This window comes from Arthrobacter sp. ISL-72 (assembly GCF_018613755.1).
In the GTDB taxonomy this organism is placed as follows: domain Bacteria; phylum Actinomycetota; class Actinomycetes; order Actinomycetales; family Micrococcaceae; genus Arthrobacter.
Map to the genome: position 1 here is coordinate 16,178 of NZ_JAGGPP010000010.1, position 18,773 is coordinate 34,950.

Annotated in this window: 15 protein-coding genes and 2 pseudogenes; 9 read left to right on the forward strand and 8 right to left on the reverse strand. The window is 62.8% G+C overall.

Going from position 1 to position 18,773, the window contains the following annotated elements:
• Positions 1–23 precede the first annotated feature (23 nt).
• The 5 genes from benA (at position 24) to J7I92_RS11510 (ending at position 7,411) form a co-directional block, all read left to right on the forward strand.
• Positions 24–1,406, forward strand: coding sequence for a benzoate 1,2-dioxygenase large subunit (gene benA, locus J7I92_RS11490; RefSeq protein WP_214840592.1), 1,383 nt, complete (start codon positions 24–26; stop codon positions 1,404–1,406).
• A gap of 38 nt (positions 1,407–1,444) precedes the next feature.
• A complete protein-coding gene (gene benB / locus J7I92_RS11495) occupies positions 1,445–1,981 on the forward strand; it encodes a benzoate 1,2-dioxygenase small subunit (protein WP_214840594.1) in 537 nt (178 codons plus the stop codon).
• A 135-nt stretch (positions 1,982–2,116) separates the two neighbouring features.
• Entirely contained in the window at positions 2,117–3,697 is a 1,581-nt protein-coding gene (gene benC, locus J7I92_RS11500; RefSeq protein ID WP_214840596.1) for a benzoate 1,2-dioxygenase electron transfer component BenC, read from the forward strand.
• Positions 3,694–4,518 carry a 1,6-dihydroxycyclohexa-2,4-diene-1-carboxylate dehydrogenase gene (locus J7I92_RS11505; RefSeq protein WP_214840597.1) on the forward strand — a complete coding sequence of 275 codons (825 nt, stop codon included), beginning with the start codon at positions 3,694–3,696 and terminating at the stop codon, positions 4,516–4,518. The genes benC and J7I92_RS11505 overlap by 4 nt, the downstream gene beginning before the upstream one ends.
• A 61-nt stretch (positions 4,519–4,579) precedes the next feature.
• Positions 4,580–7,411, forward strand: a complete 2,832-nt coding sequence (locus tag J7I92_RS11510; protein ID WP_214840599.1) for an AAA family ATPase — start codon at positions 4,580–4,582, stop codon at positions 7,409–7,411.
• A gap of 36 nt (positions 7,412–7,447) precedes the next feature.
• Here J7I92_RS11510 and J7I92_RS11515 read toward each other — a convergent pair whose 3' ends face one another.
• Together J7I92_RS11515 and J7I92_RS11520 are read right to left on the reverse strand one after the other, a co-directional pair.
• Entirely contained in the window at positions 7,448–8,362 is a 915-nt protein-coding gene (locus J7I92_RS11515) for a LysR substrate-binding domain-containing protein (protein ID WP_214840601.1), read from the reverse strand.
• 216 nt (positions 8,363–8,578) lie between these two features.
• Positions 8,579–9,970 carry an MFS transporter gene (locus J7I92_RS11520; RefSeq protein WP_214840603.1) on the reverse strand — a complete coding sequence of 464 codons (1,392 nt, stop codon included), beginning with the start codon at positions 9,968–9,970 and terminating at the stop codon, positions 8,579–8,581.
• 305 nt (positions 9,971–10,275) lie between these two features.
• On the opposite strand from J7I92_RS11520, the pseudogene J7I92_RS23865 reads away from it, so the two are divergent.
• From J7I92_RS23865 to J7I92_RS11530, 3 genes and pseudogenes are all read left to right on the forward strand, one after another.
• Positions 10,276–10,356 (forward strand): annotated as a pseudogene (locus tag J7I92_RS23865) (hypothetical protein); the annotation flags it as partial.
• Positions 10,357–10,378: 22 nt separating this feature from the next.
• Positions 10,379–11,371 carry an aldehyde dehydrogenase family protein gene (locus J7I92_RS11525; protein ID WP_311380283.1) on the forward strand — a complete coding sequence of 331 codons (993 nt, stop codon included), beginning with the start codon at positions 10,379–10,381 and terminating at the stop codon, positions 11,369–11,371.
• 166 nt (positions 11,372–11,537) lie between these two features.
• On the forward strand, positions 11,538–12,236 hold the full coding sequence (locus tag J7I92_RS11530) for a maleylpyruvate isomerase family mycothiol-dependent enzyme (RefSeq protein ID WP_214840604.1): 699 nt from the start codon (positions 11,538–11,540) through the stop codon (positions 12,234–12,236).
• 61 nt (positions 12,237–12,297) lie between these two features.
• Here the strand turns inward: J7I92_RS11530 and J7I92_RS11535 are convergent, their stop codons facing one another.
• The 4 genes and pseudogenes from J7I92_RS11535 to J7I92_RS11550 all read right to left on the reverse strand — a co-directional run.
• Positions 12,298–12,483 carry a hypothetical protein gene (locus tag J7I92_RS11535; protein WP_214840605.1) on the reverse strand — a complete coding sequence of 62 codons (186 nt, stop codon included), beginning with the start codon at positions 12,481–12,483 and terminating at the stop codon, positions 12,298–12,300.
• Positions 12,484–12,844: 361 nt separating this feature from the next.
• Complete coding sequence (locus J7I92_RS11540; RefSeq protein ID WP_214840606.1) at positions 12,845–12,982, reverse strand: hypothetical protein; 138 nt, start codon at positions 12,980–12,982, stop codon at positions 12,845–12,847.
• A gap of 337 nt (positions 12,983–13,319) precedes the next feature.
• A complete protein-coding gene (locus J7I92_RS11545; protein ID WP_214840607.1) occupies positions 13,320–14,084 on the reverse strand; it encodes an ABC transporter permease in 765 nt (254 codons plus the stop codon).
• Positions 14,081–14,515 (reverse strand): annotated as a pseudogene (locus tag J7I92_RS11550) (ATP-binding cassette domain-containing protein); the annotation flags it as partial. The pseudogene J7I92_RS11550 and the gene J7I92_RS11545, both read right to left, overlap by 4 nt.
• Before the next feature lie 20 nt (positions 14,516–14,535).
• Between J7I92_RS11550 and J7I92_RS24570 the strand changes: the two are divergent.
• A complete protein-coding gene (locus J7I92_RS24570; protein WP_214840608.1) occupies positions 14,536–15,558 on the forward strand; it encodes an IS30 family transposase in 1,023 nt (340 codons plus the stop codon).
• 498 nt (positions 15,559–16,056) lie between these two features.
• Here J7I92_RS24570 and J7I92_RS11560 read toward each other — a convergent pair whose 3' ends face one another.
• Entirely contained in the window at positions 16,057–16,674 is a 618-nt protein-coding gene (locus J7I92_RS11560) for a DinB family protein (RefSeq protein WP_214840609.1), read from the reverse strand.
• A gap of 1,639 nt (positions 16,675–18,313) precedes the next feature.
• A complete protein-coding gene (locus J7I92_RS24380; RefSeq protein WP_311380284.1) occupies positions 18,314–18,535 on the reverse strand; it encodes a hypothetical protein in 222 nt (73 codons plus the stop codon).
• Positions 18,536–18,773: the final 238 nt, after the last annotated feature.

Below are 18,773 nucleotides of genomic sequence, written 5' to 3' on the forward strand. Positions count from 1 at the left end.
CCTCTCCAAAGAAGGAGCACACCATGACCGAGAATCTGACACGTGTCCGGGAAGTCCTGGCTGACGCCGTCGTCGACGATCGAGAAAACGGCGTTATCCGGGCCAAGCGTGAAATCTTCACCGACCAGGACATCTTCGAACTGGAGATGAAGCACATCTTCGAGGGCAACTGGGTGTACCTTGCCCACGAGTCGCAGCTCCCCAATGTGGGGGACTACTTCACCACATACATTGGCCGGACTCCCGTCGTCCTCACCCGGGACAAGGACGAGAAGATCAACTGCATCGTCAACGCATGCTCCCACCGCGGCGCCATGCTGTGCCGACGCAAGACCGATAACAGGACCACCTTCACGTGTCCCTTCCACGGCTGGACATTCAAGAACTCCGGCGAGCTCCTCAAGGTCAAGGACTCCCGCAATGCCGGATACCCGGAAACCTTCAACAAAGAGGGGTCACACGACCTCACCAAGGTCGCCCGCTTCGACTCCTACCGGGGCTTCCTGTTCGGCTCCTTGAATGCTGACGTTCTTCCGCTCGAAGAACACCTGGGAGACGCCACCAAGGTCATCGATTCGATTGTGGACCAGTCCCCTGATGGGCTCGAGGTCCTGCGTGGGTCTTCCACGTACACCTATGACGGCAACTGGAAGGTCCAGGCGGAAAACGGCGCCGACGGCTACCACGTCACAGCCGTGCACTGGAACTACGCCGCGACTACTGCCCGCCGCAGCGCCGGCGACTCCGCCAACACCACCAAAGCCATGGATGCCGGCAAATGGGGCAAGGTCAAGGGCGGCTTCTACTCCTACGACCACGGGCACCTGCTGCTGTGGCAAGAGTGGACCAACCCCGAGGACCGTCCCTTGTGGGACCGCCGCGAAGAGCTCGTCGAAAAGTACGGCGAGGAGATGGCCAACTTCATGATCAACATCTCCCGCAACCTCTGCCTGTACCCGAATGTGTACATCATGGACCAGTTCTCCTCGCAGATCCGTCACTTCCGTCCTATTTCAGCGGACCAGACCGAGGTGACCATCTACTGCATTGCGCCAAAGGGTGAATCTCAGGAGAACCGCTCAAAGCGCATCCGCCAGTACGAGGATTTCTTCAACGCGACCGGCATGGCCACGCCGGACGACCTCGAAGAGTTCCGCTCCTGCAACAAGACCTACTGGGCCACCTCGGCGCCATGGAACGACATGACGCGCGGCTCTACCCACGAGATCACGGGTCCTGACGAGCAGGCCACAGCACTTGGCATGTCGCGGGTCATCGCCTCTGGTGTGCGCACCGAAGACGAGGGGCTTTACCCAATCCAGCACGGGTACTGGAAGGAAGTAATGGACAAGGCCCTCGCCGACGCGGAACCCGTTGCCCAGGAATCTGTTCCGGTCACTGCGTGACCGATACCCCGAACCCACATAGAGAGTGCTGAACGCCAATGGCCAACCTGCTTAACCCCCTGACCGCGCTCAAGAGCGCCGAAGAGATCGCCACCCTCGAGACCGTCCGCGCTTTCCTTTACCGGGAAGCCCGGCTCCTGGACGACCGCCAGTTCGACGAGTGGCTCCAGTGCTACCACCCGGACTCCGAGTACTGGATGCCGGCGTGGGACGTCGACGACCGGCTGACCGTGGACCCTCAGAACGAGATCTCACTCATCTATTACGACAACCGCGGCGGTATCGAGGACCGGGTGTTCCGGATCAAGACGGACCGCTCTTCCGCTACCTCCCTGCCTGAGCCCCGCACCGGACACAACATCACGGACATTGAGGTCCTGGAGCAGGACGGCGCCGAGGTCAAGGTCCGTTTCAACTGGTTCACCCTGTACTTCCGTTACAACACCACCGACACCTATTTCGGCACGAGCTTCTACACCATCGACCTCGCCGGCGAGCAGCCGGTGATCCTGAAGAAGAAGGTTGTACTGAAGAACGACTACATCCACCACGTGGTGGATGTCTACATGGTCTGACCGCACCGGGCACCGTCCCGGCTCGACCGGGACGGTGCCGGCAGGACCAACCTGCCGGCTCATCTGCTCATAAGAGACATCCGCACTAATTTTTTCAGGGGTTGCGAGGAAGCGACACCCAACCAGGAGGAAATCATGGGCCATCAGGTAGCCCTCAGTTTCGAAGATGGCGTCACCAAAGTCATCAAGGTCGGCGACTACGAGACAGTTATGGATGCGGCCTACAAGGCACGCATCAACATCCCCTCAGACTGTCGTGATGGCGCCTGCGGCACGTGCAAGGCGTTTTGCGACTCCGGATCCTTCGACCCCGGAGACTATATCGACGACGCGATGACCGAAGAGGAGCTTGAGAAGGGCTACCTCCTCACCTGCCAGGCAGTCCCGGAATCGGACCTCGCAATCCAGATCCCGGCCACCTCCGAATCCGCGAAAACCTCTGCTGCCACCTTTACTTCCACGCTGAAGGAGCTCGACAAGCACTCGGATTCCACCATCTCCTTCGCTCTGGAGGTGCAGAACCGGGACGCCCTGGCCTTCCTGCCCGGGCAGTACGTCAACATCAAGGTCCCGGGCACCGACGCCGAGCGCTCGTACTCGTTCAGCAACGGCCCCAGGGTGGAGGGCGCTTCCTTCATGGTGCGCATCACACCGCAGGGTGCGATGTCCGAGTACCTGCGTGACCGGGCGGCGGTAGGGGACACCATCGAGTTCACGGGCCCCTACGGCTCCTTCTTCCTCCGCGAGCCCAAGCGCCCCTTGCTCCTGCTGGCAGGCGGTACCGGACTGGCCCCGCTCCTGTCCATCCTGGAGAAGCTATCCGAGAACCCCCCGGCCACTCCGGTGCACCTGATCTACGGCGTCTCCCGTGAGGCCGACATCGTCGGGCTCGACTGGCTGCGAGGTTATGAAGCGAAGCTGCCGAGCTTCACCTGGGACTACATCGCCTCCGAGCCGGATACTTCCGCGCCGCACACGGGCTATGTCACCCAGATCATCCAGCCGTCCCACCTCAACGACGGCGACGTCGATATCTACCTGTGCGGACCGCCGCCCATGGTAAACGCCGTCTCCAAGTGGCTGGACACCGAAGCCATCCAGCCGGCCAATTTCTATTTCGAACGTTTCGCGCCCAAGGAGGCCACCGGCGGGGACGCCGAGACAGGCTCTCCGGCCCCCGTGGAGCAGCTGGAGAGCGCAGGCGACACGATCAGCCGAGTGGAAGCCATTTCTTCCATGGAGACCGGCCGGCTCGAGTTCCGGAAGGAGGACAGTTTCGCACATCTGGACGCGCGCATGGGCCTTGAGCTTGCGGTCACCGAGCTGATGTTGAACCGCCTCAGCAAGGAGCAGCTGCGCCAGTTCCGTCGTCTCGCCGAAGCCACCACACATGCGGTCGACGCTGGAAGGGTGCTTGACCCGGAAAACTACGTCAAGACCAACGAAGAGTTCCACGAATACCTTTTCATGATCTGCGACAACCCCATGCTGCTGGAGTCGTACCGTCGGCTCGACGTCCACGCCCAAATGGCAGCCACTTTCGCGGAGGGCACCCACATCTTTGAGCGGGTCGCCCAGGACCACCTCGACGTCGTGGACGCGTTCGAGCGGGGCGACAAGGAACGGGCCAGGGAAGTCATCATGGCCCACGCCCGCGACGCAAAGGGCACCATGGCGGAAGCGATCAACGCCAAAGACGGCGGTTTCCAGCAGTGACGGCGTACGCTGGACGGTTCATCACGCCCGGCCGCTTCGCCGGCAAGGTGGCAGTGGTCACCGGCGCGGCGCAGGGAATCGGGCAGAAGGTAGCGGAGCGGATCGGGGCTGAAGGGGGCGCCGTCGTCGTTGTTGACCGTGCCGACATCGTGCAGGAAGTTGCCAAGGGGATCCAGGAAGCCGCGCAGAAATCCGGCTCCGGGGGATCCGCCAGCTCCGTGATCGCAGACCTGGAAAGCTTCGCCGGTGCAGGTCACGCGGTAAGCGCGGCGCTGGCTCGTCACGGCCGGGTCGATGTACTCGTAAACAACGTCGGGGGCACCATTTGGGCCCGCCCCTACGAAGAATACGACGAGGAGAAGATCGAAAGGGAGATCCGGCGTTCGCTATTCCCCACCCTGTGGACGTGTCGCGCCGTACTTCCGGCCATGCTCGACCAGGGTGCGGGCACCATCGTCAACGTGTCGTCAGTGGCAACCCGAGGAATGCACCGTGTTCCCTACGCCGCGGCCAAGGGCGGTGTCAACGCCCTGACCCAGTCCCTGGCCATGGAGGTCGGAGGACGCGGTATCCGGGTTGTCGCCACCGCCCCGGGCGGTACGGAGGCTCCGCCGCGAAAGGTCAAGCGCGGACCGGAAGCGGAGTCGACTACCGAAAAGGAGTGGTATCAGACCATTGTCGACCAGACCGTGGAGTCCTCCTTCATGAAGCGATACGGCACGCTGGACGAACAAGCCGCGCCGATAGTCTTCCTGGCTTCCGACGAAGCATCGTACGTCACTGGCAGCATCCTGCCGGTGGCAGGCGGGGACCTGGGCTGAGCATGCTGTGACGCAAACTCGTCGGCCTGGCCGCTCGGTGCGCTCGAGTAAGCTTGCCAGCATGATCCCGGGCCCCCACCACGGTGACACCGAGGAGGATCTGGCGCTGCTCGGCCGCGCCGACGTCTTCGAGGAGTTGCTGGAAACACTCCGTACTGTGCGCAAGGGTAACGTGCGTACGGTGGTGGTCAGCGGCCCGCGGGGATCCGGGAAAACTGCGTTGCTGGATCTTTTCCTGGAGCACTGCCGCGCCGTGGCGCGTGGGGTGCGGGTATTGTCCGCTACCGGAGACGAGTGGGAGGCGCAGTTTCCCCTCGCCGGCTACTCCCAGCTCATGGTCACACCGCCGCTGCGCTCGGCAAAGGACCATGGCCGCGACAGCATCCGCTCCGCGGACCCGGTCGGTACTCTCAGCCCTGCTCAGGTCGCCAACTACGCCGCGACTCTCAACGCACACCTCGATGGGCTTCAATTGCACGGGAGCGTGGTGGTTGCCGTTGATGACGTCCAGCACCTCGACGCCGAAACCCTGCACGTACTCGCCTTCGTCATGCGCCGGCTGCGCGCCAAACGCATCCTGTTCCTGGTCACTCTGGATCCCGCTCAAGCCCAGCTGGTGCCGGCGGGCGTCCTCGCGTTTCTCACCGGCCATCAGGTTTCCCGGGTTCCGCTGGAACCACTGTCACCGCAGCGGGTCCAGGATCTCGCACGGCGGCGGTTCGGCATCGACTTGAACGCGACGGCCGCCCACGAGATCGTACGGCATACCGGTGGTTGGCCCGAGCCGATTGCGGACCTCCTGGGGGAGCTTCCTCCGGAGACTTGGCAGACATGGTTTTCATCCCTGCCCCCGAGCTCGCATGTGCGGGCACGGGTGCGCAGTCTCCTCAAAGCCGCGTCTCCCGATCTGGTGGCTGTGGCGGAGGCCGTATCCGTGCTTCGACGGGGCGCCGGGATCGAAGAGGTTGCCCACGTCAGTGGAGTCGCATCTGTTATGGATGCCCTCGACGAGGGACATAAGGCCGGACTTCTGGGCCTGTCAGTAGAACAGGCCCGCTCGGTCGTGACTTTCTTTGAAGCGGGAACTATTGAATCCGTCTACGAGCAGACTGCACCAGGCCGGCGCATATGGCTACACCGTAGGGCTGCGGAAGCCGTGCAGATCGAGGGCGATCGCTTGGGCCACCGAGTGTCCGCGACCCCGGGCGCCGACGAGGCACTGGCCACGGAACTAGAGGAGTACGCCCGCCAACAGGCTCAGGTGGGTGCCTGGCAGGATGTCTCGACGGCACTGTTTTCCGCCTCCAGGCTCTCAGGGGATATCCGCGCCGGCAACGATCGCCTACTCAGGGCAGTGGACGCCCTTGTGGGCTCCGGCAACATCGCCCAGGCACAGATGTGGGCCGCGGCCGTCGATGCCATGGCACCCTCGCCGTTGCGTTCCTCCGTGCTTGGCTACCTCTCCACGGCGTCTGGACAAAACCACAGCGCCCAGACCCAGTTGGAGATGGCCTGGCGAACGAGTAACCCGCAGCAGGACCCGGCGGCCGCTGCGCAGGTGGCCCAACGCTTGGTTCTGCATGGGGTGGCCTCCTGGGATGGCCCCCTCATCACCCGTTGGGCGGAGCAGGCCATGTCCCTGACGAAGCCCGGCACCCCGGCCCACATTGAATCTGAAGCCATCTACGGCCTGGGTCTTTATGCCCAGGGCCGGATTTCGGCAGCCGAAGCTTCCTATCGCCGGGCCTTCGAACACGCCTCCGAGAACGCCCAGAAGCAGCGCGTACAGATAGGTGCGGGGTGGCTGGCCCTACGATTGGACGACGCCGAGACGGCGCTTGTAAATTTCGAAGCCGCGGCCCCCACTGAGTTCCGGGGCGGATCATTGCGGATCTCCCTATGGGCCGAGGCGTGGTTGGCCCGTACCCACCTCGTGCTCGGTAACTGGGACGCGGCCGCGGCCACAGTTGCCCGTGCCTCCGTCCGGCTTGAGACCTCGCGGATGCCACTGATCCGGCCGTTGTTGTACTGGACCGCCGCTGAGCTCTGGTCCATGCGCGGGGATTGGGACCGGGCCCGGTACTACGTCTCCCAAGCGGCCGTGCAGCCGGGCACTTATCGGGCCATGCAGGTCCCGGCCAGCCTGGCCCGGGCGCGGTTCCATGAGGCACGGGCGGACTACGAAAGCGCTTTGGCCGTGTTGCAGCCCCTAACGGAGCTGGATCCCTGGACAGAGAACAGGGTGTCGTTCTGGCCATGGCAGGACACCTACGTTAACGCCCTTGTCATGACCGACCAGCTCGATGTGGCAGATTCCTTCCTCACCGCCTTCGAGCAGGTCCCGCGGGAGCGGGCAGTACCGTCCGATCTTGCGCGGATGGCGTGGGCCCGGGGCCGGCTCGTAGCCGCCCAAGGGGATCCCGATTCCGCCAAGGAGCACTTCGAAACGGCGCTGGGGCATCTGCGCGGGCTTAACCGACCATATCTGCGGGCCCGGGTGAGCTTTGCCTTCGGGCAGAGCATGCGACGGGCCGGCAAAAGACGTTTGGCATCCTCAGTGCTGCGGGTGGCAAGGGATCTCTACGATTCCCTGGGCGCGGCCACTTATGTGGATAGATGCGATCGGGAGCTGAAGGCGACAGGCCTGGATGTCGGCAATCTGCCCGACCCGTCTGACGCCGTGCTCGCTGCTGTGGCACAACCACAGGTCCAGCTCACGGCCCAGGAGCAATCAGTTGCCGAACTAGTGGCAGCCGGTGCCACGAACAAGGAGGTAGCCCGTGCACTGTTTTTAGCCGAGAAAACCGTGCAGTACCACCTGACCCGTATTTACGGGAAGTTGGGGATCCGCTCACGCAGCGAACTGGCGGCGCGGTTCCGCCTCACGGACTGAGGAGCTGGCACCTGCCATAGGGCGGGTGTCCCATAGTCATAGGGATCCGGGAGGGGTGGGAGCGCGATTGGGTAGTCCTTTAGTTGCTGCGCCCACAACGTCGAGAAAACTTTGGAGCAGTGCTGACCGGTCCTCACGCCGCCAAGCAACGGCCAGCTCAACCTCAGGGGCTTGTTCAATATCGCGATAGACCACGCCCTCAAGCTGGAGGGCGCGGATGCTTGCTGGGATGATGGCGATGCCACCACCGGCGGCCACGAAGGAAAGCATCGTGGAGGTTTCACTAATGACCTGGGTGATGCGTGGCTGGAAACCGGCCTGGCGGCACATGGCTGCTGTGGTCCGGTAAAGCACCGACTCCGGTGGATACGAGATAAATTCCTGGTCCTGAAGTTCGTGCACGGCGACTGGTCGGTCCACGGCCAGAGCGCTGAACGAGGGTAATGCTACGATGAGCGGCTCGCGCGTCACGATGCTGTAGTCGATCTCCTGGGATGCGATGGGCGGGCGCAGCAGAGCCGCGTCGAGCGTGCCGTCCCGCAGCCCTGCCTCCATGGAGGGGGTAAGCATCTCGCCATGCAGATCCAGCGACAGCCCCGGGAGTACCTGCTTGGCTTGTCGTACGATGGGCGGCATAACCCCGTATGTCGCCGAGCCGGAGAAGCCCACACGCAGCACACCGGACGCGCCTTGACCGACCTGGTAGACGTCGGCCTGGAGCGTCCCGACCGCGTTGACGATCTGCCGCCCCCGGTCCAGCAATTCCTGCCCGGCAGCCGTGAGTTCCACCCTTCGGGTAGTGCGATTCAGCAGCTTCACCCCCAGTTGTTCTTCCAGCTGGCGGATCTGCTGGGACAGGGGCGGTTGGGCCATATGCAGGCGTTTGGCGGCGCGGCCGAAGTGGCGTTCCTCCGCCACGGCAATAAAGTAGTTGAGCTGCCTGATCTCCATTGTTGAAGCGGTCCCTCCGTGTGGTGCCTCCGGTCCGACGCCGAACACATTGATTCACGGAGTAACTATAAAGCGATCCACTCATAAATGCATCACACCTAATGACGGGCAGTGCGGTTGGCATCTGATAGCAGCAGCCGGCCGACTGCCTAAGCATGTCCCGGGCACATTGTCCCTGGACCATGGCTTGTATAGGCACCGGCCGGCCGCACCGGGTTAGAGGCGGACTGGAGGAGCCGTGGACAATGCCTCTTCCGCGCCGTGCTCTACGATTTCCTCGGCCTTGTGCTCCGCTTCTTCCAGCTTGCGCTGGTGGGGAACGAAAACCGTCACTATCGCACCCAGGAGGGCGATGCCGCCATAGATATAGAAAGCGGTAGCCCCGCCGATTCCTGCAGCAGCCAACCAGCCGCCGATAATCGGTCCCAAAATACCGCCCAGGCGGCCCACGCTCGCACACCAGGCCACGCCTGCCGCCCTGGCATTGGTGGTGTAGTAGTTGGACTGGAATCCGTAAACCAGCACCTGGGTGCCGAGGGTGCCCACTCCTGCGATGGCGATGCACAGGAACAACACCGGCAGGGGAAAGCCAAACGTCATAAGTACCAGGGTGATAGTGGCCAATACGAAGGTGCCCGCTATGACCCGCTGGGGACCCGTCCTGTCAGCGAAGCGCGAGAGCAGCAAACCTCCCGCAACAGCGCCGAGGTTCAGCGCCAGGGGGAAGAACAGGGCGTACGTCCGCCCGTAACCGTATCCCTCCATAATTTTCGGCAGCCAGGTGTTCAAGCCGTAGGTCAGCAGCAGGCCGGAGAACGACATCAAACCCAGAAGAACGGAAGCCACAGCGAACTGTTTGGAGAACACTGCCGCGAAGCCGGTCTTCTGCGGGGCGGCGCCTATCTGCCGAATGACCTGTTCTTCAATGAGCGAAACACCGGTCCGCTGTGCAGCAGCCTGGGCCTCCTCCTCCCGGCCGCGGGCCAGCAGCCAGCGAGGGGATTCGGGGAGCTTGAACCAGGCGATGGGGAGGAGTATGACGAGTGGGAGGGCGCCGATCATGAAGAGTCCGCGCCATCCAATGTTATTGAGGAGCAGAATGCCCATGACGGAGGCGAACACGCCGCCAGCGGGGACACCGGAATAGACGATCGCGTTGTAGAACTGACGCCGGCCGGCTGGGGCGAACTCTGCCATTGTGGCGCCTGCGGTGGCAATGACTACACCCAGGCCCACCCCTGTAATGAAACGCATAGCACCAAAGGCCGTGACGGTCGTGGTCAGCGCCGTGACGAACATCCCGACGGAGAACCAGGCAATGCCTAGGAGCATGAGTCGGCGGCGGCCGAAGAAGTCGCCGACCGCCCCGCAGATCAGCGACCCGACCAGCACTCCAACAAGCGCCCACGAGCCCAAGAGGCCAGCCGCGGCGGCGTCGAAGGCACCAATCTGGCTTGGGTCGGCGAGCAGTCCCGGCAGGACGGTGCCATATACGACAAGGTCGTAGCCATCGAATAACAGTGCGGCGCAGATGACGAAGGCCACCCAGTTCGTGGTGCGTGCCTCTTTGCGCGGGTGTTCGGCGATGACGGTGTGGAGCTGAGCCATATGCCTGTCCTCTCTGACGGAGCATGGAAGTAGTGCCCTGGGGTGAACCTGTGTCCCTTGGCTTGATTCAGTGTCGCAGAGGTGTGACGCCCGCCATATGCGGTAAATACCCGGGATCGGGCCGGGGGGCGATCCATACTTTCCAGATATCAATCAGAAACGTCTAGGCCTATCTTGGAAAAAATAGGACCTGCTGCCAGTAAAAGCTTTGGCGAGCCAGAGGAGATCGTGGACTGGCTCATCAAAGAGTCCGCTTCCACCGTGGGCAAGGCCCAGGTGAAGTCTCCCTGGCCGCCGGGATCACCCTGGAGGCGTCTTCCTTCCCTACCCAGGTTCACGGTCGCATCGTCGAGTCCAATACGCCCGGCAAAGAGTTGCGCGTCTACCGCCGCCCCATGGGCGTAATGCGTGTCATCAGCCCGTGGAACTTTCCGTTCCACCTGTCCGAGCGCTGTGGCCCCGGCCCTTGCCTTGGGCAACGCCGTGGTCATCAAGCCGGCCAGCGACAGTCCTGTTACGGGTGGGCTGATCCTCGCAAGGGTATTCGAGGAAGCGGGACTGCCGCCCGGAGTGCTCAACGTGGTGCTGGGGGCCGGATCCGAGATCGGCGACGACTTCGTCACGCATGCCGTTCCCGGGCTGATCTCTTCACGGATCCACACCCATTGGCCGGAACGTCGGCAAGCTTGCCGACGGCGGGAAGCACCTCAAGCACTGGAGTTAGGCGGGAACTCGCCGCTTGTGGTCCTGGCAGATGCAAACCTGGACGCTGCAGTGGAAGCTGCCGTCTTGGGCAAGTTCCTGAATCAGGGCCAGATCTGCATGTCGGTCAACCGCATCATCGTCGAGGCCCCCCTTTACGATGAATTCCTGGACCGCTTCACCGCCGCAGCCTCTGGCGTCCCGTTCGGCGACCCCGCCTCCGCGCAGACCCTAGTCTGCCCGGTGGTCAACGACAGCCAGCTTGAAGGGCTGAAAGCGAAAATCGCAACGGCCAAGGCCGAGGGTGCCCGCACCGTCCTTGAAGGCGAAATCAGGGGACGGATCGTACCGCCGGACGTGTTCGCCGATGTCAGCCCGGACATGGAGATTGCCCGCGAAGAGATCTTCGGACCTTTGGTGGGCATCATTAAGGCCGACGACGAGGCCCACGCGCTGGAATTGGCCAACTCCAGCGAATTCGGACTTTCCAGTTCCGTGTTCACCCAGGACCTCGATCGCGGCGTGCAGTTCAGCCTGGGCATCAAGGCCGGCATGACCCATATCAATGAGATGCCGGTCCATGACGAATCGCACGTGCCCTTCGGCGGCGAGGGCAACTCCGGGCTGGGCCGGTTCAACGGTGACTGGGCTATCGCCGAGTTCACCACCGACCACACCGTGGGAGTCAAGCGCATCTAAGGGCTGTTGCCCCGCCGCAGCATGGTCTTACGTGCAGCGGCGGGGCGATTCCGTCTCCTTCGTATGGGCATCAGCCACTACTGGCCGTCTGAATCGGTACGGTTTAGGTATGAATCAGCGGCTCGGACTGCCGGCTGGCGGCCGGACCAATGGATAAGGTGAATTTATGATTAATCCCGCACGCCTGCACTCCGACCTGTCCCGCCTCGGCCGGGAGACCGATATGTTCATGGCCACCGTAGAGTCGCTGTCCGACGACGAAATGGCCGCTCCATCCCTGTGCAAGGGATGGACCCGGGCAGATGTCATCGCCCACATCGCCTCCAACGGCCAGGCCTTGGTCAAGCTCATTGACTGGGCAACCTCGGGCGAGGAGCAGCAGCTCTACGCCTCGAAGGAGGCACGAGCCGAGGAGATATCCGGGCTGGCCACCTTGCCTCGCGGGGAACTGCTGGGCCGGCTTCGCCAGTCCTCCGCCTACTTTGCCGATCAGGCCCTGCGGCTGAGCGGGGAACTGGCTGTCGAGGAGGTGCACTTGCACGGTAAGCAGATTCCTGCGACATCCATTGTGGCGTTGCGTATCGCCGAAATTGTGGTGCACCACCACGACCTCGACACCGCATGGACCATAGAGGAGGCGGACCCGGACTCGGTACTCAACGCCCTAGAAGCCGCCGTACGCACGATGCGCGCTCAGGGGGCGCCAGGGATGACCCTGGTCACGGAGGAACGCGATGAATGGGTGATCGGCGACGGTGCCCTGCGCGTCACGTCCGACCGCGAGGGATTGCTCGAATGGCTCGCCCGCGGTGCAACTGACAACGTCGAGGCTGACGGCCCCCTGCCCATACTGCCGCCCTGGTAAGCCCTGCGTCTCAGGCACGTGTTCAGCACGCCGGCGGGCTGAACACCGACCTGGCCGTTAGTTAGCCCAAAGGCTCCTTGCTCTGCGGATCGATCGCTGCGGGGGACTGCTCAGCCATGATGACGCGCCCATTGGCATTTGAATTGAACAGGAGGCGGAATACGTCCGGCCTTGAGTAATGGCCAACGGGGTCGTAAGCGTTTTTCGCGGTAAGGATTTCGTTGTAATCGATCTGGCGATCCGCCAAGGACAGCTTCGCCTTGGTTCACTGCCTCCTGGGGCCCGGCGCTGGACGCTGCGCCGATGATGCCTGCCGGCAACAGGCGTTCCGTCACCTCAGACTGAGGACTCAGGAAGTGGGTGGCACTCACCTTTGGCCTATTCGGTCTTGCGCGGCAGCCGTGGGTACGGGACCGGAATGCGACAAAAAGAAGTGTGGACAGTAATGTCCACACCTTTGGCTTCGGATCGAGCCGTACGTCGTTCGGACTGGGCCGGATTGGCTATGTTTTCTGGACTTCCCAGTGCAAGGGCCGGAACCCGGCTCGAGTCCCACCTCGGGCACAGTGTCACCCAGGTAGAGAAGTGGCCAGCGGGTCACGCTAGCCCTATTCGTCGTCCCCTTTGAGGGCCTCGCTTTCGAGTTCGGACAGAACGTCTGCCGCGTCGCGATTTCCGCTGGCGGCGAGGCGACGAAGTTCTTCAACGTCGCCCTTTTCGGCGGCGAGCTCAACGAGCTGGTCCAAGCGTCTCTGCTGCCGCTGGCAGCGAGCCGACGCAGCTCTTCGAGGTCTTCTCGCTCTGCGGCAAGCTGGATGAGTTCCCCGATTGCGTCGAGGTCACCGCGGGCGGCCCGTTCCCGTAATGCTGAGAGATCAGATTCTGACATTATGAGGACCTTCCATGGACTATTGAAAAGAGATTCTCAATTTGCTGTCGAAGCCTGGTCCCGATGCCAACCGGGGAGCTGGCGACGGAAGCCGAAGATGAACTATACCGCCGTGAACGAATTAGCTGAACAGCAACGGTGCGGGCTCGAGCCGCACCGCACGCGGAGCGCCCTGCCGTGGGCAGCGTTCGGCCTCAGCTGATCTTGCGACGGTAGGTGGCGATCGCGACGGTGTAGGCGATGACGAGAATGCCGACGAGCCAGGCGAGGGCGATCCAGATGTCACTGCCTACGGGTTCCTGGGTGAACAGGGCCCGGATGGTGTTCACGATGGAGGTCACGGGCTGGTTCTCGGCGAACCATGCGACCGGCCCGGGCATCGAGTTGACGGGCACGAACGCCGAGCTGATGAACGGCAGGAAGATCAGCGGGTAGCTGAACGCGCTTGCGCCGTCGACGGTCTTCGCCGAGAGCCCGGCGATCACGGCGAGCCAGGTCAGGGCGAGGGTGAACAGGATCAGGATGCCGACGACGGCGAGCCAGGCGGCGACGGATGCTCCGGTGCGGAACCCCATGATCAATGCGACGCCGATGACGATCGCGACCGCGGCCAGGTTCGCAACGAGGGAGGTGAGCACGTGCGCCCAGAGTACGCTCGACCTCGTGATCGGCATGGACTGGAAACGGTCGAAGATGCCGCGCTGCATGTCGAGGAACAGCCGGTACGCGGTGTAGGCGATGCCGGAGGCGATCGTGATGAGCAGGATGCCGGGGAGCATGTAGTTGACGTACGACTCGTCGGATCCGGTGTTGATCGCGCCGCCGAACACGTATACGAACAGCAGCATCAGCGCGATCGGGGTGACCGCGGTGGTGATGATCGTGTCGGGGCTGCGGAGGATGTGGCGCAGGGAGCGGCCGGTCAGGACACCGGTGTCGCCGAGAACGTGGGTGGTCATCGGGATTCCTTTCCTGCCGGGACCGTGCCGTCGGTGCGGTCGGCGTGGGCGGTTTCGGCCTCGCCGGTGTCACCGACGAGGGCGAGGAAGACGTCCTCGAGGGAAGGCTGTTTCTCGACGTATTCGACCTTGGCGGGCGGGAGGAGTTGCTTCAGTTCGGTGAGGGTGCCGTTCTGGATGATCGTGCCCTGGTGCAGGATCGCGATGCGGTCGGCGAGCTGCTCGGCCTCGTCGAGGTACTGCGTCGTGAGCAGCACCGTCGTGCCCTGACCGGCGAGTTGCTTGACGGTCTGCCACACCTCGATGCGCCCCTGGGGGTCGAGCCCCGTCGTGGGTTCGTCGAGGAAGATGACCGGCGGGTTGCCGATCAGGCTCATCGAGATGTCGAGTCGGCGTCGCATGCCGCCTGAGTACGTCACCGTTTGAGATGAGGCCCTTGTATGTTCAGCTCATGAAAGAAGGGCACTCCAACCGGGCGGCATGCAGGATTCTTGGGATCAACCAGAACACGGGCCTTCGTTGGTTGAATGGACGCAACGGGGTCGAGGGCTTGGTGCAGCAGGGCTTGGATCCGCGGCCCCGTAAAGCGGTTCCGATGGCAAGTGGGTCCAGCCGCTATTTGTCAGAAGACGAACGCATCTACATTGCCGACCGGTTGCTGGTTCGGGCGAGTCTCCGATCCATTGCTCGTGATCTTGGGCGGTCGCCTGCCACGATCAGCAGGGAGGTGGCTCGGAATCGTCCCCACTCACGTCGCTATCATCCGTTTCGTGCCCAGAAAATGGCGCAGAAGAGAAGGCCGAGGCCAAGGCCGGCCAAGCTTGCCGGTGATGACGAGTTGCGGCATCACGTTGTGGAGTGTCTGTCGAAGCGCTGGAGCCCTCAGCAGGTCTGCCGAGCCCTGAAGCAAAGGTTCCCAGGGCAAAAGCACCGGCATCTCGCCCATGAAACGATCTACCGGGCGCTTTACCATTTGAGCATCCGCCCCGTCCCAACGGGGTCTGCCCGGCTGCTGCGTTCGGGCAAGTTCATCAGACGGCCGCGGTCCAGGACCAAGGTCAAGCCACGCCAGTACATTACCGATGCTCTGAAGATCGGTGACCGCCCAACCCACATCGCTACAAGGGAAGAAGCCGGCCATTGGGAAGGCGATCTCATCATGGGGAAGGGGAACAAATCAGCAATAGTGACGCTGGTTGAACGCTCTTCCCGGCTCCTCGTCGCCTTTGCGCTCCGTCCGGGAACCAGGTCCGATAACATGCGTGACCAGCTCATTGAGGCGCTCGGAGTCATGCCGGTCACGTTGCGGAGGACCTTGACGTGGGACCGGGGATCAGAGATGGCCAAACATGCCGAGGTCACCTGCCGCGCTGGGGACGCTCGTGTACTTTTGCGATCCGGCCAGCCCGTGGCAGCGTGCATCGAACGAAAACGCCAATGGCTTGCTCCGTCAGTACTTCCGGAAGGGAGATGACCTAAGCACGGTCGAACCGGCAGATGTCTTGTTCGCCGCACAGGAGATCAACAGCCGGCCCAGGGCCGTCCTGGACTGGTCCAGCGCAGCCGCCAGGTTCGCGGTCTATCACGCGGCGGCGGCCAAGTTAGATGACCCTCCACGGGTGCAGAATGTGGCTGAACCGGCAGACTCATCGGCCCTCCACTCTCGGACGACCGTCCTAGAGGGCTAACGGCTCGGGACACACGGGACACATCTGGTCAGAATAGGACACGGGTCCGGCTGTGACGCCGGGCAGTACCTCGGAGAAGCCGACAGTCCAACCGCAGATGCCGCCTCGTGACGCATGGCCGCCAGCGCAGAGGAGAATGAAATGCTGGTCGTCACAGCCGGTGAATCGCTGGGACAGATCCTGACTCGAAACGGCCGCCATTGCCGTCGCTGTTTGCAACATTAACGGAATCGCGACTTCGTAGGGACTGCGCCGGCTGAGCTATCCGCGGTGCACGCTCGTCGCTATTGAGCGCGGTGAACGTAGAGGTCGCGGAGCAGCGCGATCTCGGCTCCGTGGTGCAGGATCTCCTGGTTCTCCCACCACACGATCGTCGGAAACGTCTCCTCGGCGTCGCTGCCGTACGGGTAGCTGCTTAGTCCGGTCCGGTCGTAGTCGGACTCGTCGACACTGAGCAGTACTAGGCGCCAGTCGGCTGCGGCGTGACGGAACCTCTCGATGGCGCCGGCTGCATCTGGTCGTGATTCGTAAGTCGCTCGATCGAACGTCCGGTCGCCCCCGAGGTGGCTGGAGCGGCCCAACAGCGTCTCGGAGAGGTGATCGAGCCGCCAGGCGATCGTCGTGAGGGGCGGGGGCCACGGACTTTCAGGGGCGCCGTCTCGTCCCCACTTCCCCGCGCCGATGAGCTTGATGGCGCCCGGTCCGGGCCCATCGGTGCGCCTCCGAACCGACCAGCACGCGTTGACCGGTTCCCACAGGTACTCGGCGTCCGTTAGCACCGGTACGTCGACGTCGCTGCCATCACCTGAGTTGCTGGTGGGCCCGGCGAGGCGAGTGAGAAGTCGCTCCGTCGCCCAGTCGTACTGCTCGAGCAGTGGCTCGAGGCGCTGATTAATCATCATGGCACAAAGCCTAGTCTCAACGTCAGGCCGGTAAGGCCCCACGCACGATTGACGTTCGTCGTAAGGGCATTGGTGGCTGTCCACCACCAATGCACCATGAGGGATCTTCCTGCATTCGTCCGCCGGCCATAGAGCGCTGCGAAAACCACGCCACTTACCGCTGCGATTCACAGGCCGCGGCCCCCTGCCGCTTGGGTGTCCTACAAGGTAGGTCCCGAGCCAACCGCAAAAGGCGACCTAACTCAGAGCGCCCAAAGGCAACTTGACGAGATTTCAGAGAGTGGTTATATTTTTTTCTCGAAAGAAAAAGAGAACGGAAGTTCCCCCCACTCAAAATAGCTGTAGTTGCCTGTTTAGGGGGAAGCACCGTTGCAGTAACACCTGGTCGTCGGACAGCTTGAGACGGCCGGAGCACCACCAGTAACACCTGGTCGTCGGACAGCTTGAGACGACCAGAGCACCACCAGCAGCACCTGGTCGTCGGACAGCTTGAGACGATCAGAGCACCACCAGCAGTGCCGGGCCGTCAAGCAGTAGGAGACGGATACAGCAACACCAGTAACACCTGGTCGTCGGACAGCTTGAGACGACCAGAGCACCACCAGTAACACCTGGTCGGGACAGCTTGAGATGACCAGAGCAACACCAGTAACACCTGGTCGTCGGACAGCTTGAGACGACCAGAGCAACACCAGTAACACGGGGCGGGCAAGTTGAGAGCAACCTTATGCATTCCTTGCCCGCCCCGACCGTTCGGGTCCGCTGCCCGGTACAAAAAAGTTACCTAAAATCAACTCGGCCCCACCAAACCGGTAGACCTCGTAGCCGGCGAGCCTGAGCCGTCGGTCCTCGGAGACCATCTCGCTGTAGAGGGCTGGGCTCGCCGGTATCGCCGTTCGCGTAGTGCTGCTTCCCGTCGACCTCGAGGACCACGCGATGTCTGCTGGAGAACAGGATGAGGAAGTCCATCCGCTGCCGTGCCAACGGGCTGCCGCTCTGGCCAGCAGATAGACGAGCCGACTGGGTCGCGGGGTCGAAGTGCAGGTGGACCTGCGGGATCAGAGCCGGCCCCCACCCTCACCTGATACGTTCACGGCAAACCTGTTGCGACGTTGGTGAGAAACCGCCTTGTTTTGAACTGAGGGCTTGCCCACTATGGAAACGTGGGTATGAAGTACAGGCGGCACCGGCTTGCGGTTGCCCTGTGCCTGCTGATCCCTTTAAGCGGAACGGCGGGGTGCGTCTATGAATACCCGGAGCCGGTGCGCACGCCAACAACTGCCCCCGAACCCGTGCACACCCCGACCCCTGACCTGCCCCCCGCAGTAGGGCCCCCAAAGCCATACACTGATCCTCAAGTCCTGGAGCGCGAGGTCAAAAACTACGCTGAACTGGACCGGCTCCTTAGGCCAGTGTCGGGGCCAGTCCTCCTTTTTGAGGAGGGGCCACTGGACGGCCCCGTCAGGGGCTTCGGCACGACGGCGAAGGTGCCGGCAGCCGGGCAGTACACAGTCACTGCAGCCTGTGTTGGTGCTTCCGGTGCGAAGGTCTCCGTTGGACAAGAGTATCCCGGCGCCCCCTTTCAGCCGATGGAGCTCGCGCTGGATTGCGCCGGAGCCACTTCGCAAGTCATTGCACTTCAACAGGGGTACGTTTTCGCGCATCTGTTGCTGCCCAGCCCGGGTGATACACCGTGGACAGGGGCAGTGGGCGGAGTACGTGTGAGCGGTTGAGTCGCGTCACGCCTGCTCTGCGTCAGGCTCCCCATCATCACGATCTCGCCGGCAGCGATGTGCTCCGCGGTGCGCCGGTATGCCTCGGCGATGTAGTCTTCGAGGTCGTTGACGCCGATGCGCCACATGCCCGGCCGCCGACCTGGATGGCGTGCAGCTCCCCCGTCTTCAGCAGGGCCCGGATCTTGGTGGAGCTCACGTTCACCTCTTCGGCGGCATGCTCGATGGTCAGAAATCGGTACTTCGTGGATTCGTCGGACACCGGACTATCTGGATCGGCTGCAGAGGCCGGGACAGCCTGGATCGGGAATGAAGCTAATGCTGCGGCAATAGCCGCAGCAGAAAGAAAGTGCAAAGATTTTGTGC

Bases quoted from the DNA above. Each gene is read 5' to 3' on its own strand.
- benA (WP_214840592.1), top strand. From the start codon at position 24: ATGACCGAGAATCTGACACGTGTCCGGGAAGTCCTGGCTGACGCCGTC.
- benB (WP_214840594.1), top strand. From the start codon at position 1,445: ATGGCCAACCTGCTTAACCCCCTGACCGCGCTCAAGAGCGCCGAAGAG.
- benC (WP_214840596.1), top strand. From the start codon at position 2,117: ATGGGCCATCAGGTAGCCCTCAGTTTCGAAGATGGCGTCACCAAAGTC.
- J7I92_RS11510 (WP_214840599.1), top strand. From the start codon at position 4,580: ATGATCCCGGGCCCCCACCACGGTGACACCGAGGAGGATCTGGCGCTG.
- J7I92_RS11515 (WP_214840601.1), bottom strand. From the start codon at position 8,362: ATGGAGATCAGGCAGCTCAACTACTTTATTGCCGTGGCGGAGGAACGC.
- J7I92_RS11520 (WP_214840603.1), bottom strand. From the start codon at position 9,970: ATGGCTCAGCTCCACACCGTCATCGCCGAACACCCGCGCAAAGAGGCA.
- J7I92_RS11530 (WP_214840604.1), top strand. From the start codon at position 11,538: ATGATTAATCCCGCACGCCTGCACTCCGACCTGTCCCGCCTCGGCCGG.
- J7I92_RS11545 (WP_214840607.1), bottom strand. From the start codon at position 14,084: ATGACCACCCACGTTCTCGGCGACACCGGTGTCCTGACCGGCCGCTCC.
- J7I92_RS24570 (WP_214840608.1), top strand. From the start codon at position 14,536: ATGAAAGAAGGGCACTCCAACCGGGCGGCATGCAGGATTCTTGGGATC.
- J7I92_RS11560 (WP_214840609.1), bottom strand. From the start codon at position 16,674: ATGATGATTAATCAGCGCCTCGAGCCACTGCTCGAGCAGTACGACTGG.
- J7I92_RS24380 (WP_311380284.1), bottom strand. From the start codon at position 18,535: ATGTGGCGCATCGGCGTCAACGACCTCGAAGACTACATCGCCGAGGCA.